The organism is Mucilaginibacter calamicampi (genome assembly GCF_042676765.1).
In the GTDB taxonomy this organism is placed as follows: Bacteria; Bacteroidota; Bacteroidia; order Sphingobacteriales; family Sphingobacteriaceae; genus Mucilaginibacter; species Mucilaginibacter calamicampi.
In genome coordinates this window covers 431,144-446,111 of record NZ_JBHTHU010000005.1, presented here as the reverse complement: position 1 = coordinate 446,111, position 14,968 = coordinate 431,144, and the positions used below count along the sequence as shown (strand labels likewise).

12 protein-coding genes are annotated in these 14,968 nt (G+C 42.9%); 8 read left to right on the top strand and 4 right to left on the bottom strand.

Features of this window, described 5'->3' with window-relative positions; all coding sequences use genetic code 11:
- Nucleotides 1-110: 110 nt before the first annotated feature.
- On the bottom strand, nucleotides 111-2,870 hold the full coding sequence (locus ACFQZS_RS07655) for a carboxypeptidase-like regulatory domain-containing protein (protein WP_377098882.1): 2,760 nt from the start codon (nucleotides 2,868-2,870) through the stop codon (nucleotides 111-113).
- Nucleotides 2,871-3,118: 248 nt separating this feature from the next.
- Here ACFQZS_RS07655 and ACFQZS_RS07650 point away from each other — a divergent pair, with 248 nt between their 5' ends.
- The gene (locus tag ACFQZS_RS07650; RefSeq protein WP_377098880.1) at nucleotides 3,119-4,246 is read left to right on the top strand and encodes a PepSY-associated TM helix domain-containing protein; all 1,128 of its coding nucleotides are present in this window, start codon (nucleotides 3,119-3,121) and stop codon (nucleotides 4,244-4,246) included.
- 116 nt (nucleotides 4,247-4,362) lie between these two features.
- Here the strand turns inward: ACFQZS_RS07650 and ACFQZS_RS07645 are convergent, their stop codons facing one another.
- Nucleotides 4,363-7,365: a glycoside hydrolase family 2 TIM barrel-domain containing protein gene (locus ACFQZS_RS07645; RefSeq protein WP_377098878.1), complete on the bottom strand. Its 3,003-nt coding sequence runs from the start codon at nucleotides 7,363-7,365 to the stop codon at nucleotides 4,363-4,365.
- Nucleotides 7,366-7,396: 31 nt separating this feature from the next.
- On the opposite strand from ACFQZS_RS07645, the gene ACFQZS_RS07640 reads away from it, so the two are divergent.
- Nucleotides 7,397-7,621, top strand: coding sequence for a hypothetical protein (locus ACFQZS_RS07640; RefSeq protein ID WP_377098876.1), 225 nt, complete (start codon nucleotides 7,397-7,399; stop codon nucleotides 7,619-7,621).
- 205 nt (nucleotides 7,622-7,826) lie between these two features.
- Here ACFQZS_RS07640 and ACFQZS_RS07635 read toward each other — a convergent pair whose 3' ends face one another.
- Complete coding sequence (locus tag ACFQZS_RS07635) at nucleotides 7,827-9,251, bottom strand: ATP-dependent DNA helicase (protein ID WP_377098874.1); 1,425 nt, start codon at nucleotides 9,249-9,251, stop codon at nucleotides 7,827-7,829.
- Nucleotides 9,252-9,314: 63 nt separating this feature from the next.
- On the opposite strand from ACFQZS_RS07635, the gene ACFQZS_RS07630 reads away from it, so the two are divergent.
- Genes ACFQZS_RS07630 through coaD form a run of 3 tightly spaced genes read left to right on the top strand, consistent with a single transcriptional unit; the run spans nucleotide 9,315 to nucleotide 11,151 of the window.
- Nucleotides 9,315-10,124: a DUF3822 family protein gene (locus tag ACFQZS_RS07630; protein WP_377098872.1), complete on the top strand. Its 810-nt coding sequence runs from the start codon at nucleotides 9,315-9,317 to the stop codon at nucleotides 10,122-10,124.
- Nucleotides 10,100-10,636 carry a 16S rRNA (guanine(966)-N(2))-methyltransferase RsmD gene (rsmD, locus tag ACFQZS_RS07625; RefSeq protein WP_377098870.1) on the top strand — a complete coding sequence of 179 codons (537 nt, stop codon included), beginning with the start codon at nucleotides 10,100-10,102 and terminating at the stop codon, nucleotides 10,634-10,636. The genes ACFQZS_RS07630 and rsmD overlap by 25 nt, the downstream gene beginning before the upstream one ends.
- 53 nt (nucleotides 10,637-10,689) lie before the next feature.
- Complete coding sequence (coaD, locus tag ACFQZS_RS07620; RefSeq protein ID WP_377098868.1) at nucleotides 10,690-11,151, top strand: pantetheine-phosphate adenylyltransferase; 462 nt, start codon at nucleotides 10,690-10,692, stop codon at nucleotides 11,149-11,151.
- Here the strand turns inward: coaD and ACFQZS_RS07615 are convergent.
- Nucleotides 11,126-11,758, bottom strand: coding sequence for an NUDIX hydrolase (locus ACFQZS_RS07615; RefSeq protein WP_377098866.1), 633 nt, complete (start codon nucleotides 11,756-11,758; stop codon nucleotides 11,126-11,128). The genes coaD and ACFQZS_RS07615 overlap by 26 nt on opposite strands.
- Between ACFQZS_RS07615 and pyrE the strand changes: the two genes are divergently transcribed.
- The 3 genes from pyrE (at nucleotide 11,757) to ACFQZS_RS07600 (ending at nucleotide 14,966) form a co-directional block, all read left to right on the top strand.
- Nucleotides 11,757-12,401 (top strand): orotate phosphoribosyltransferase, encoded by a 645-nt coding sequence (pyrE, locus tag ACFQZS_RS07610; RefSeq protein ID WP_377098864.1) that lies wholly within the window; start codon nucleotides 11,757-11,759, stop codon nucleotides 12,399-12,401. The genes ACFQZS_RS07615 and pyrE overlap by 2 nt on opposite strands.
- A 10-nt stretch (nucleotides 12,402-12,411) precedes the next feature.
- Nucleotides 12,412-12,807, top strand: coding sequence for an SRPBCC family protein (locus ACFQZS_RS07605; protein WP_377098862.1), 396 nt, complete (start codon nucleotides 12,412-12,414; stop codon nucleotides 12,805-12,807).
- A gap of 530 nt (nucleotides 12,808-13,337) precedes the next feature.
- The gene (locus tag ACFQZS_RS07600; RefSeq protein ID WP_377098860.1) at nucleotides 13,338-14,966 is read left to right on the top strand and encodes an ABC-F family ATP-binding cassette domain-containing protein; all 1,629 of its coding nucleotides are present in this window, start codon (nucleotides 13,338-13,340) and stop codon (nucleotides 14,964-14,966) included.
- The last annotated feature ends 2 nt before the right edge of the window (nucleotides 14,967-14,968 follow it).

Below are 14,968 nucleotides of genomic sequence, written 5' to 3'. Positions count from 1 at the left end.
TTCAATAACCAATCTTCACCAACTAATCTTTAATCTTCAATAACCAATCTTCAGTAACTAATCTTCACCAACTAATCTTTAATCTTCAATAACCAATCTTCAATAACCAATCACTTACTCGTTACTACCTTAATTTTGCTTTGTGCCGCTCCCACAAGCCCATCCATATCGGCACCCTGTATATTTACCGTATAAGTGGCGGTTTTATCAGCTGTATAAAAACTTACGGTTGCGCGGCCTATTTCATCAGTCGTAATATTAGGTACCCAAAACAGGGTTGGCCTCGTATCAACGCCCGGCTCTGTACGCTTTACCGCGTAACGTGGCGAGTAAAACTCCTTTTTTGATGCAAAAGCCGGCGGGCGATAAATGTAAGTACCGGGCACTTTTTGTGTAAAACCGTTGCCTGAATAAGTGGTGAGCTCAATAAACGCGTATTCCCAAAATTTTGCCAGGGGAGACAGATGTTGTTGTGTGTAAGGAATCTGATTGTTACCCGTAGTCATAACCTCTATTCCTTTCGCGTCGTCTGCATCCATATATTGCAGCATCTGTTTTAAACCGAAACCGGGCCCCATAAAAACCGAAGATTTTATACCGTCTATTATCAGCACAACTGCTTTGTTGTCAATAATATATGAAGTATACATGCCATTTTCCCTGACAACAAAACCCGGTATGTTTTTTTTAAACAGGTCCTCCATGGTCATCTTTCCCTTTGATTTTATATCATCGCTATTTAACGTAAAATCTGCTTCGCCGGGGCCCACCAAACTTTTAGATTCCTTAATTATCTTCTTCGCTTTTATCTGTACTTCCTGCAACTGCCGGCCCGTTATTTTGGCCTCCTCCTGGTTGTATAAGGCTTTTGTACGCATGGCATTCAAACGCGATGTATCTATATTAACATACGGCGGAATAAGGCGTTGCTGGCTGGCAGACCAAACGGGAGGCGTAAAATCATCTAATTCTATCCCAACATTAAAAGACCTGCCCCTTTTATTCCGCGCCTGCAGGTTAAAAGCAACCGTATCGGGGGGACTGATGCCCGTAAAAGAAAACTCGCCGGCGGCATTGGTCATGGTGTCTGCCACAATCACAGGTTTAAGCGATAGCAGAATGATGTTACTTTTTTCAACCGGCTTATTAAAAGCGTTTAGCACTCTTCCCTTTACAGCAAATTCGGGTTCGGCTTTAAAGAGGAGTGGTTTTGGCTTAGCCGCAAAAACATCTGTCCATTTATAATTTACCCATCCCTGTGTAAGGAGCAAAACATCAAGCGCCTGCACTTTAAGTGCAGAATCGCCTTTTGAAAAATACCAGCCCGGGTTTTCAATCTCGCCCTTTAAATCATCTGCCAGCAGCAATTTCGCGGGCAGATTGGGCAGGGTTGTCGAATCCAGCTTTACCTGGGCATTGTCTGTAACAGCCAGCGAAAAGCTGCCCTGCACCGGAAATCCATCTTTATCTGACGCTATAATAGCCAGGCTTACACTGTCGCGGCTACCATAAGTAGTTTTGGACGGAATAACATCAATCCTGATCCGATCTTTGTGATCAATAAAAATAATACGCTCTGCTACAGGTGCACTTGTTGCAGATAGCACAGTAAACCGGACGACCCCCGTTGGGAATGCCTCGCGGTTTACGCTAAAGGTGCTGGCCCCTTTAGTCAAATTTACCCTTGCCCCGTAGCAAACCATAGCCGGCGACTGCCCGATAAGGTAATATATGCCGCCCAACTGCCTGGCATTGGCAGAGGGTGTTACTGTAATAAAAACAGAGTCTTTATCTGTTATGTTATCTACGTTAAGCATCACACCCGAACTTTTGGCCTGCGGCAACGGAAAGCTGAGCAACTTTCCGTGGAAATTTACACGGGCGGTATATATTTCGTCCGGCTCGGGCCGAAACTTAAACGCTCCCATCCCTAAGCGTTTTGAGCTGAAAGTGGTTATACTTTGCCCTTTGGAATTATAAATTTCGCCTTGCACGTTAACCCCCTTACCCTCTTCGTTTATCGCTTTAAAGGCAACGTTGTTAAGCATACCGTTTATAAGGCTGCCACCTTCGGGCATAAACTGCAGGTCCGTTTTTTCATCCCGGTTTATTATTACAGGCACATTAAAGGTTACTTCCTTTTCGCCTTTTATTTTTTTTGTAAGGCTGATGTTTATATCCTTCGTGGTTACTTTATCCGGTAAATTAAAATCAAAGTCAAGGGTACCGTCAACACCCGTAGTCAGGTTGGTGCGATACAGATTGCGCCGCCCCGCTGTTATTCTGGTCTTTAATGCTTCGGCAAACATGCGGTGGCCTTCATTAGTAAAAAAAGCCAGCCCGGTTTTTACATTATTTTGTCCTTCCTTTTCTGTCAGTTCAAAACGCGAGTTGATCATCCAGTCTTCATCCAGGGCCCCCTCAATGGTAAATTGCCTGGTAAAGATGTAGTGCTCATCAAAATTGCGCATCCAGTTGGTGTAAGCGCGTAAGGTGTAAGTTCCTTCAGGGAAACGATTATCCACCAGCGGAATATTGCCCCAACCGAGGCCCGCGGTAAGCGATACCATGTTGCGGTTGATCACCCGATCAGTAGCATCAGTAATCTCCATGTAAATAAGGCCGGTTTTGGTTGATGCGCTAAGGCTTGAAGCATCAAATACGTAAGCCTTAAACCATATCGTATCTTCCTTATTATAGTTCTGCTTATCGGTTTGGATGAATATTTTCTCGGGAGTATGAGCGGTATTATAGGCAGAAATGGCGTTTATCTGCTGCTGAACGGAGCGTGTAGACTGCCCATGTACTGCATTAAATGCAATTGAAAGCATTAACGTAACGCAAATATTGATAATACCGCTTTTAGGCATACGCTTTATCAGATGTTAGGTTGTAAAGTGGTTTTGATAAAGGTAAATCAATTATATAACTAATACAATAGTTGTATTTAAATAGCGGGGCGATTCAGTGAAACTTATTACCAACCCTATTGTTTAGAATCATTTTAAATAATACTTTTGCCGTCGGTAAAACATCAGGTTGGGCACGTTAATTTACGGCAGTTTAGCTTATAAATGTATTGAACCTGCTAAACGCAAAACGTAAAACCCTAATAATAATGGCAAAAAAAAGAAACTTTAAGTACTGGACAGGCAGGCTGCATTTGTGGCTGGGGCTGGCTTCGGGCCTTATTGTTTGCTTTTTAGGTATTAGCGGTTGTATATTGGCTTTTGAGCAGGAAATACGCGGGTTTACTGAACCTTATCTTTTCACCACAGCTCAAAACCAAACCCTGCTGCCACCCTCAGCATTAAGAGTTATAGCTAATAAAGCATTACCTGATAAACACGATCCGCATAGCATAAGTTATCAGCCCGGCAAATCTGCTCAGGCGGCTTACTATAACGCCGACCCGGAATATTATTGGATTGTTTACATAAACCCTTATACGGGCCAGGTACTAAAGGTAAAGAACATGAGCACCGATTTTTTCCGGATCGTGCTGGATGGGCATTATTACCTGTGGCTTCCGCCAACCGTTGGGCAGCCAATCTTAACGTCGGCCACACTGATATTTGTTGTGTTGCTGATAAGCGGATTGATACTTTGGTGGCCAAAAAACAAAGCAGCGGCAAAGCAGCGTTTCAGCATTAAATTAAACGCCCGCTGGCGCAGGGTAAATTATGATATGCATAACGTGCTGGGTTTTTACATGGCCTGGGTAATTATTTTTATCGCGCTAACTGGCATGGTAATGGGTTTCCAGTGGTTTGCCGGGTCGGTGTATTGGCTATCGTCTGGTGGTAAAACCCAGGTTGCTTATTATGAGGCGGAGTCTGACACCACTGCTAAAACAGTGCAACACCTACCCGCTATTGACCAGATCTGGAATAAAACCCGCGCTGCTTTACCCGGTTTTAAGGGTAGCATTGATGTTCACATCCCCGAAAATAACAAAGCCGCCATTGAAGTTGCTATTAACCCCGATACTTACACTTACTGGAAAAGCGATTACATTTATTACGACCAGTACACGCTAAAGGAAATACCTGTAAAACACATTTACGGCAAGCTGCAGAAAGCGAGCGCGGCCGATAAACTGGCCCGCATGAATTATGATATCCATATAGGTGCCATAGCAGGTTTGCCAGGCAAAATTATTGCATTTTGTGCAAGCTTAATAGCCGCCAGCATGCCTGTTACGGGTTTTATAATTTGGTGGGGAAGGCGTAAAAAAAGGAATTAAGGCCTGATCTGTCCACTCGCAGAAATTGCCGATTGTCTGCCTTAACTTGGGTAGCATACCTACGGCATGCTGATTTCAATTCTTATTTTCTACCGACCTTTTGCGTCTACGACGCATTATTTTCCTTTTGAATAAGCAAGTACAAAACCATAATGATAAGGCTTCTTACCGTCAATAGTGTACTTAGACATGGTTTTTGCTCCCCAGGAATCATTACCACCAAGGCCGTGCACGTTCAGATCAATGTTCAGGTTAATAAAATCGCGTTCGGGCAATTCAAAGCTATGTCTAACTTTTTCCAGGTCATCCTCTGTGTAGTTCCAAGCATGGAAACAAAGCGGCTGTAAACCTTCTACCTTAATGGCGTTACCATCCGCAGCCCCAAAAGAAAACCAACGCACATCAGTGCGATTGGCGTTATCCTGCGATGCCGCGTAATCCGTCATAAAATCCTTCAGCTTTAGGCTGTATAAGCCTACCATTGATCCGGTTTTTCTATCGGGATAGTTTTCATAAGGACCACGTCCGTACCATTGTACGTTGTAATAATTAGCGGGGATTCGCATCCGCATGCCAAATTTTGGTATCAGCGGAATAGTATCGGCCAGTGGTTTGTAATCGGCATCCACCTGCAGTTTTCCCTCACCGTTAAGCACGTAACTCAACTTATAATCAGCGTTTATAGTAGGTAACAACATATTGAAGTTGATGTTGACCAGGCCATTTTTATCCTCCACCTCAAAGCTTTTAACCGCCCGGCTGTCTGCCGCGGTCTTCCACTTGCGCAGATCGCGGTTGTAGTTATTACGCTTTTGATTATCGTTCGCCGGTTTCCAGAAATAAGGTTCAAGTGCGCCCTTCAATAACTCCGTATCGCCTTGATTCCAACTGGTTAATGCACCATTGGCTTTATTAAAAACCATGCGGTGTTGGCCTGCCGTTACTATTATTTCTGTGCTGGTTTGCGTTGCTTGCGCATTGGCGCTAACGGGTGCCATCTTCTTAAAATCAAAAGGCTTTATTATAAATTGCCCACGTGCTATACGATAGCCTGCAGCAGCCCAAAGCGTCGCTTTTTTTAGCGATGCATATAAATTAAGGCATAATTCGCCTTCGGCATTCGGAGGCAGCGGGATGGTAGTTTTTGCTGTTGCGCCGGGCAATATGTTTAGGCTATTAAGCTTTCCGCTCTTTATAACCTTACCCGCCAGGGTGTATTCGTAACTTATATCAAAATCGCTTAAAGGGGTAAAATTGAAATGGTTTGTTATAGCAACTGTGGGTGTAGCGGCATTCTCCAATTTAAAAACTACATTCTGATAAACCTTTTGCACCTCGTAGTATTCAGGCTGTGGTGTACGATCTGATGATACTATCCCGTCAAGGCAATTGGCACCATCATTAAAATAGTTGCCAAAATCGCCTCCGTAGGCAAAATACTCGTCGGCCTTTAAATTAAGATTAGCCGGGTTCGCATCATACTTTAAAGCCGATCCGTCAATTTTCTTAGCAATTCCCTGATCAACCCAGTCCCATATAGCCCCGCCTACCAGGCTCTCATCAGCATATATAACATCCCAATATTCCTGCAGGTTACCACCAGAATTACCCATGGTATGGTGATACTCGCGCAGAAAAACAGGCCTGTCCTTTATACGTTTACCTAAAGCCGCCAAAGTATCGGGATGCAGATAACCCTCATCATAAATTGCTGATACGCTCCGGTCAGAATCATAATAAACCGGGCGCGAAGGATCCAGCTTTTTAACGGTATCGGCCATGGCGCGGATATTTCTGCCTCTGCCTGCCTCGTTACCTAAGGACCATAGAATTATTGAAGCGTAATTTTTGTCGCGCTGCAACATAGATACGGCCCTGTCTACGTGTGCCTTTTCCCAGTTAGGATCCTCGCCTAAATTACGGTTACCTATGCCATAGCCGTGCGACTCGTTATCAGCCTCGTCCATTACATAAATGCCGTACTCATCGCACAACTCATAAAAATAAGGCTCGTTAGGGTAATGCGATGTACGGATCATGTTAATATTGGCCTGTTTTATCAGGCGGATATCGGTGAGCATAGTTTGCCTGTCTACATGCCTGCCCGTGCGCGGGTGATGCTCGTGGCGGTTAACGCCTTTTAACTTTACCAGCTGGCCATTAATGTAAAATAGCTCGCCTTTTACCTCTACTTTTTTAACGCCAAAACGGTTGTGAATGGTTTCAATAACCTGGTTACGGCTATCGCGCAATTTTAGTTGTACATTATATAGATAAGGATGCTCTGCCGACCACAAATTGGGATTATTAATAAGCGCCGATAACGACACTTTAATTGCGCCTTGCTTGTTTACTACAGGTATTTTCCTTGTCAGGGTGATACTAACCGGTTTTCCTGTTTTATCGTTACCAGTGATAAGTGCTTCAACCAGCAGGTTTTTTGCCGCTGTTTCGGCTCTGTTCTCCAGGTTCAGATCAATTCCAACACTTGTTTTTGAAAAATCAGTGCTGGGTACAGCGGTAATAAAATGATCCTGGACATAAGTTTTTGGGCGTATATGCAGATCAACAGAACGGAAAATGCCGCTTAAGCGCCACATATCATTATCCTCAAGGTAGCTTCCGTCAGAAAAGCGGTAAACCTCTACCGCTAATTTATTTTTGCCTTTACGCAGGTATTTGGTAATATCAAATTCGGCAGGCACCATAGAGCTTTTGCTGAAACCTACCTTCTGCCCGTTTATCCACACATACATGGCAGATTCAACCCCGCCGAAATGTAAAAACACCTGCTTATTAACCGCGTTTTGCGGCATGGTGAAGCTGGTTATATAACTGCCTACCGGGTTTCTGTGGTCAAATGTGTAATAGTTTTTTTGCGGCTCGCCCATTACAAAAGGCTGGTCGCGTTTAAAGGGGTATGGGATGTTTACAAATACCGGCAGGTCAAATCCCTGTAACTGCCAGTTGCCCGGCACCACTATATCGCTCCATTTTGAGTTATCGTAATCGTTTTTGTAAAAGTCTTTTATGCGATGGTCAGGATCAACAGCCCAGGTAAATTTCCATACACCATCCAGCGATACAACGTTAGGGTTTGCCGATTTTTCTTTTTCCATAAAGAAACTCGCGTGGGCTTGTTCTTTATTGATGCCTAACACCTGGGGGTTCTCCCAATCATTCTGGGATTGCGCAAACGTTGTAGCTGATAAGCTCAGAAGGGCGACGATAGAAAAAGAAAATACGGTAAACTTCATATGGATAATAACAGGTGATTGGTGGGCTAAGTTATACATTTACCAGCTAAGCGGCGAATTAGACGGCAACGATTTTAAAGCAAAAGCCAACTGGCTTGCTGTTGCAAGGCAGGGTTAAAAAAGCGCCCATTTTAACATTTTTTAAATATTTGATAATGAAATATATGCGTGAAATTTACAGCTAATTTTACTGACAAATAAGTCTGTTGCAAAGTGTTGCATGTTTAAACTCACAATACTTATAATAGCGTGACTTTCAGACACATTCAAAAAACGCTGTTGCAAGTGTTGCAAAGTGTTGCCATATTCTCTGCAACACCCGTCTACAACTCTTCGGGAGTTGCAAAGAACTGCTGGTTAAAATTAACCAGAAAAAGCTCCTGAGTTGCCCGTGTGCAGGCGGTGTAGAACCAGCGCAGAAAATCGGTGTTTACCATTTCGTCGGTAAGGTATCCCTGGTCAACAAATACAGCCCCCCACTGCCCGCCCTGCGCCTTGTGGCAGGTAATGGCATACGCAAACTTTATTTGCAGCGCGTTATAATACGGGTTGGTTTTAAGTTCGTTATGTTTGGCGCGGCGGTTGGGTATGTGGTCGTAATCCTTCATAGCCTCTTCGTACAATCGTTTCTGATCATCGGCCGTCAAAGCCGGCGATTCGGTGTAGAGCGTGTCCAACAGTACCTTGCAATCTAAAATAGGATCTTCGGTATAATCGGTCATCTCTATCTGCACGTCCGCAAATCGGAAACCGTACATATCCTCGATCTTACGCACCTTACGTATTTTGGCAATGTCGCCGTTGGCTATAAAAGCGGTACTCCCTTCCTCTTTATCCTGCAGCCAAAAGTAGTTGTTCTTTACTATCATTATCTGGTCGCCGCCGGTTAGCTCCTCCTCGCGGTACAACAGCCTGTTGCGGATCTGCATATTGTACTGATTTGCGCTTTTGTTGCTTCGGCAAACCACCAGGGTATCATCATGCCCATATTTGGTATAGGCGTACTCCAGTCCCTCCTGCAAGCGCTCACCCGTCATCCTGAAAACATCCTTATAACCTTTGGTAGTGATCTTGGGGATGATCTCCTTCTCCTGCCGGATGATATCGCGCACGCGGGTAACATTATACAATATACCCGAGTCCTTTTGCTGGCGCAATACATCCGTTAGTTCAAAGCTGTGTACGTCCAGTCCGTACTCTTTCTTAACAAAGGCTGAATCAAGTGCAGGGCTGTTATCAGAGCCTACAGGCGGCAGCTGGGCGGTATCGCCTACCAGCATCAGCTTGCAGTTTTTGGTGTTGTAAACGTAGTTCACCAGGTCATACAGCAACGAGTTACGGTTGCTGCCACTCAACTGATCAGATATCATGGATGCCTCATCAACAATAAACAGGGTGTTATTGGCCATGTTCTCGGCTATCATAAACCTGTCGTCAATATCAAGCGCGGTTTTTTTCCGGTAGATGCGCTTGTGTATAGTAAAAGCCTTGCGGCCGGAGTAGGCAGATATTACTTTAGCAGCCCTCCCCGTTGGTGCCAGCAACACCGATTTAAAATTGTAGCTACGCAAAGCCTTTACCAACGCGCTTACAATGGTAGTTTTACCTGTACCCGCATAGCCGCGCAAAATGAAGCATTCATCGCCCTCATCTTTATTTAAAAAGTCGTCTAAAAGGCCAAACAGTTGTAATTGCTGATCGGTTGGCTCATGCGGGAAAGCTTTGCGGATATGTTCTGTTACTGCCACGTGCAAAAATGCTTATAAGTAGCTGAATTATGTAATGCAAAAAATATTACTTTTGCTGATAGCATGGGCGAAATTAACTATACCTATCGGCACAAGGACTTTGACCTTAACCTGGCGTATTACTACACCATGGTACTACAGGTAAACAGTACCCTCTTTACTTATGCCGTTTTTTATAACGACAGGTTGATGGCCCTGGCCGAAAATTGCATCCTTGAGGAGCTGGTTGAGCCAACCGAAATGGTCAATGAACTTTTGGCCAATTTTAAAGACGTTGTAGTAGGCGTGGATGCTGAGGCATTTACCATAGTTCCGGCAGAGTTATACAGTACGGACAAGGTGGCCGGCTACGCCCGCTTTTTTGATGTAAAAGAAGATGAAAAGGTTTTGGCCCAACAGCTTGACGACGACAATTTTATAATTTACAAAATAAAAGCAGTAGTTTTTGAAGCCATTGGCAAATTTAATCTGGACCGCTGCGTACACAGCAGCAGGGGCTGGATAAATGTGATTGCAAACACCAACCCCGCTTACAATACCATATATATAAATATTGAAGAAGGAGTTGCGGAGCTGCTACGGTTTAAAAACGGAAAACTAAGGCTATACAATACTTTTGAGTATAAAACAGCAGACGACCTTGCGTATGCGGTTTCTGTGGTTTTTAAACAGATGGGGGTATTGCAAAGAGAGGTACATTTATACTTAAGCGGAGCTGCGGTAAACAGAGAATACAGGGCACGTTTGTCTGAGTTTTTCCCGGTGGTGGATATTAATAAGTTGAAAATAGCAAAACTGCCAGAAGAGTTGAACTCAGGTCAGTTGCTTAAGCTATCTGCATTGCTGCTATGCGTATCATCGGAGGCACGTTAAAAGGGCTGCGCTTAAATCCGCCAAAAAATTTACCGGTACGCCCTACTACAGATCTGGCCAAAGAGGCGCTGTTCAACATCCTGCAAAACCAAATAGAATTTGACAATATAAAGGTGCTTGACCTGTTTAGCGGCACCGGCAACATTGCTTTTGAGTTCGCTTCGCGCCGGGCTGAACAGGTTACCTCTGTAGACCGCAGTATACATTGTATCCATTATATAAAGGATACCGCCAAACAACATCAGTTGAGTAATATAAAGACTTTTAAAGCTGATGTTTTTAAATACCTGGACTTGGAAACCGATCAATACAACCTGATATTTGCCGATCCGCCGTATGACCTGAACCGCATACCCGAAATACCCAAAACAGTATTTGAAAAAAACTTATTACTGCCTGATGGCCTGCTGATCGTAGAACATCAGTCTATGCAGAATTTGAGCAATCATCCTAATTTTACGGAGCAGCGTAAGTACGGGCATTCTTCGTTCTCGTTTTTCAGACAACAATAAAAACCTTAGCTAAACACGTATAAATTGTACATTTACTTAAAAATACGCAATTCATGAAAATAGCCCTTTTTCCGGGATCATTTGATCCGGTTACAAAAGCCCATGTCGACATAGTAAAACGCTCGGTAGGATTATTTGATAAAGTGTATATAGGTATCGGCGACAACAGCTCGAAAAAAGGTTTGCTTGCCATTGAAAAACGTGAGCAAATGCTGCGCGCAATTTTTGAAACTGAACCCAAAATACATATTGTAGCATACGATGGCCTTACGGTAGATTTTTGCAGAAGCATTGGCGCCGGTTATATGATACGCGGCATACGTACCGTATCAGATTTTGAGTATGAAAAAGCCATAGCCCAGATGAACCACTCGCTCGCGCCCGATATTGAAAGTATTTTTATTGTAAGCAAGCCGGGCTACTCTTCCATCAGTTCAACCATAGTGCGCGAAATTTTGCGTTACAATGGCGATGTAAGTCAGTTTATACCTAAAGAGGCCATTGCCTTTCTGTAATCAGCTCAGCTTTCTCTAAAACATCTATTATTGAAGGAAAAGTATTTGAAAGGATGGGATCAATTTCATCTTTTTTAAACCAGCGTACATCCGTTATGCCTTCCTCCAACTGCGGTTTAAGTTTAGTTTGCCCTTTACATTTCATATCATACCACCAGGTTTTTTTGAGCACTACATCGCCTTTACTAACGTACACATGGTAGGTTTTGCAGATCTTATCCTCTAACTTGCTAACGGTTATATTACATTCCTCTTCCACCTCGCGCACCGCGGCCTCCTTAACGGTCTCGTCTTTCTCAATTTTACCTTTAGGCAGGTCCCATTTATCGTTACGATAGATAAACAAAAAAGCTTTCTTCTCGTTTTTAACCAGTCCGCCGGCAGCTTTTATCAGCGTAACGCTTTGCTTTACTTGCTTTAAAAAGGCTTTAGCATTGGGGCATAGCACATAAAACAGATTTCTTTTATGGGCAACAATCCAGGTGTAAATAATTTTCAGATCAAACGTCTGGCTGTCAATTTGTTGATAGTTATCCAAGCGTTCGGGAAGTGTTTCTGTTAATAAGATAACTTTTTCGTTAATATAAATTCTGTATTTTTGAGCCATGTTTAATACCAGTGAAACTGAACAACAAGTAGCGGAGTTCCTGCTGCAAATTAAAGCAATTAAATTACAACCTAATAATCCATTTACATGGGCCTCGGGCTGGAAATCGCCCATTTACTGTGACAATCGTATTACATTGTCTCATCCAACTGTACGCACGTATATACGCCAGCAGTTATCAAAAGCCATACAGGAAAAATTTGGTTCGGTTGGGTGCATAGCCGGTGTTGCCACAGCAGGTATACCACAAGGTGCATTAGTTGCCCAGGAACTGGGATTACCTTTTATTTATGTACGCGCCAAGGCTAAGGAACATGGCCGCGGCAATATGATTGAAGGTGATGATAGCATGACCGGAAAGCGCGTGGTTGTTATTGAAGACCTGATATCTACCGGCCAAAGCAGCTTACAAGCAGTTACAGCTTTACGCGAAGGCGGATACGATGTAGCCGGGCTTGCAGCTATTTTTACCTATGGGTTTAATATTGCCGAAGAGAATTTTAAAAATGCCAATTGCCCTTATATAACGCTTTCTAATTACACCGCGCTTATAAATTACGCAGAAGAACATCAATACATTACACGTAAGGATGTAGATATGCTAAGATCATGGCGAGAATCTCCTTCAACTTGGGGAGTATAATATTGATATTATGAGCACCTTTAAAAGCACTGTTACCGTTAACCGCTCTGTTGATGAAGTTTTTAACTTTCTGGCAGATTTTAACAATCACAAGGGCTTAATGCCTGATAATGTGGTTAATTGGAAATCCGGCTATAACGATGCTTATTTTGAGGTGCCGGGCATGCTGAAACTCAGCTTGAAAATAACTGAGCGCAAACCCAATAATTACATTGAAATTTCGCCGGTAGAAAAACCTCCGTTTGCAGTAAAATTAAATTGGGAAATAAAAGGCGATAATGATACAAGCACGGTTACTTTTATCATTACCGCAGAATTAAACATGATGATGAAAATGATGGCATCAGCCCCGTTACAAAAACTGGCTGACCATCAAACAAAAGCATTAGTTACCCAGCTTAACTAAGTACTAAATTCTTTGTTTAGAATCGTTTACTTTGCCTGCAAGTACCAAAATATTGATAACTATCAAGCTTACTATCACTGCAAACATAAATAATTATTTTTAGGTGTATAATTGTTTAAACCTCTACAAAACCCGTTCCTTAATTTAAAACTTTTAGAAGTAATGGTTTATTGCTGCTTAACAAGTTTTTTACTTTTAGGCAACAAAAACTATCTAACTGAAGCAAAAACGTTAAAATATCGGCTATAATAGGTCTATATATTGCTTTATACGTAATGTTTGAAAATTAGTTTAACTTTTTTTTAACATTTTTTTATTGAAGCAAATCCGGTACATTTTCTTTTAAATTGAGTCAACAAATTTATTGGGGTTTAAAGTTGCCGTTGTGTAGAAATAGCTCCGCAAAATTAAAGCGCGAAACACCGAAAACTCATCATTATATTTATTTGCCATCCTGTTCAATTTCATTTGTATTCTCCAATTAACCAATCATTATAAACACTACCTTTGCGGCAAACACAAGGTGCAGCATGATTACAGTATCCAATCTATCTTTACGCTATGGAAAGCGTACCCTATTTGAAGACGTTAATTTAAAATTTACCCCGGGCAATTGTTACGGTATTATTGGCGCCAACGGCGCGGGTAAATCAACTTTCCTGAAAATACTGTCAGGCGATATTGACCCTACAAGTGGTTCTGTGAGCTTTACGCCCGGGGAACGCATGGCTGTGCTAAGCCAAAACCACTACGCTTTTGACGAATTTACTGTTTTAGAAACAGTGATGATGGGCCATAAGGAAATGTACGCGGTGATGAAGGAGAAGGACGCCATTTACCTTAAAGAAGATTTTAGCGATGCTGATGGAGAACGCGCGGGCGAGTTGGAAAATCTGTTTGCTGAAATGGACGGATGGAATGCCGAAAGCAATGCCGCAACTCTTTTAAGCAACCTGGGCATTAAAGAAGAATTTCATTACAGCCTGGTAAAAGACCTGGATAACACCCAAAAAGTACGTGTGCTATTAGCGCAGGCGCTGTTTGGTAAACCTGATATATTATTGCTGGATGAGCCTACCAACGACCTTGATATACATACCGTAAGCTGGCTGGAAGATTTCCTGGCAGGTTACGAAGCTATTGTATTAGTGGTATCGCACGACAGGCACTTTTTAGATACCGTTTGTACGCACGTAGTTGATATAGACTTTGGTAAAATGACCATCTACACCGGTAACTATACGTTCTGGTACGAGTCTAGCCAGCTGGCATTGAAACAACGCGCTGATCAAAATAAAAAGGCCGAGGATAAGGTAAAGGAACTTCAAGACTTTATACGCCGCTTTAGCGCCAATGCGTCAAAATCAAAACAGGCTACCAGCCGTAAAAAGGCTTTGGATAAGATCAATCTGGACGAGATACAACCATCTAACCGTAAATACCCGGGCATTATATTTAATAACCTGGGCCGCGAAGCGGGCGACCAGATATTACAGGTTGAAAAGTTAAGTAAGAGCCTTAACGGCGAACCTTTATTCTCCAACATTAACTTTATGGTGAATAAAGGTGATAAGATAGCCATACTGAGCCAAAACAGTTTAGCTACTACCGCGCTGTACAACATTTTAACCGGCCGGGATAAAGATTTTAAAGGTGAATTTAAATGGGGCGTGACCATTAACATTGCAGATATCCCGATGGATAACGCCGATTATTTTGCAGGCAAAGATGATAACCTGATTGACTGGCTGCGCGAATATTCGCCCGGCGAAAAAGACGATCAGTTTATTCGTGGCTTTTTGGGCCGCATGCTGTTCTCCGGCGAAGAGGTAATGAAAAAAGCTACGGTGCTGTCAGGTGGCGAGAAAATGCGCTGCATGTTTAGCCGTATGATGTTACAGGGAGCTAATTTGTTAATGTTTGATGAGCCAACCAATCACCTTGATCTGGAATCCATCACCGCGTTAAACAACGGCATGAATGATTTTAGAGGCACTATGTTGTTCACCTCGCGAGATCATGAGTTGGTACAAACCGTTGCTACACGTATTATTGAGCTTACTCCGGGCGGCATTATTGATAAACTAATGACTTATGACGAGTATATAACCAGTGATGCAGTACAAAAGCAAAGGGAAGAATTATACGCGACAGCTTAAAT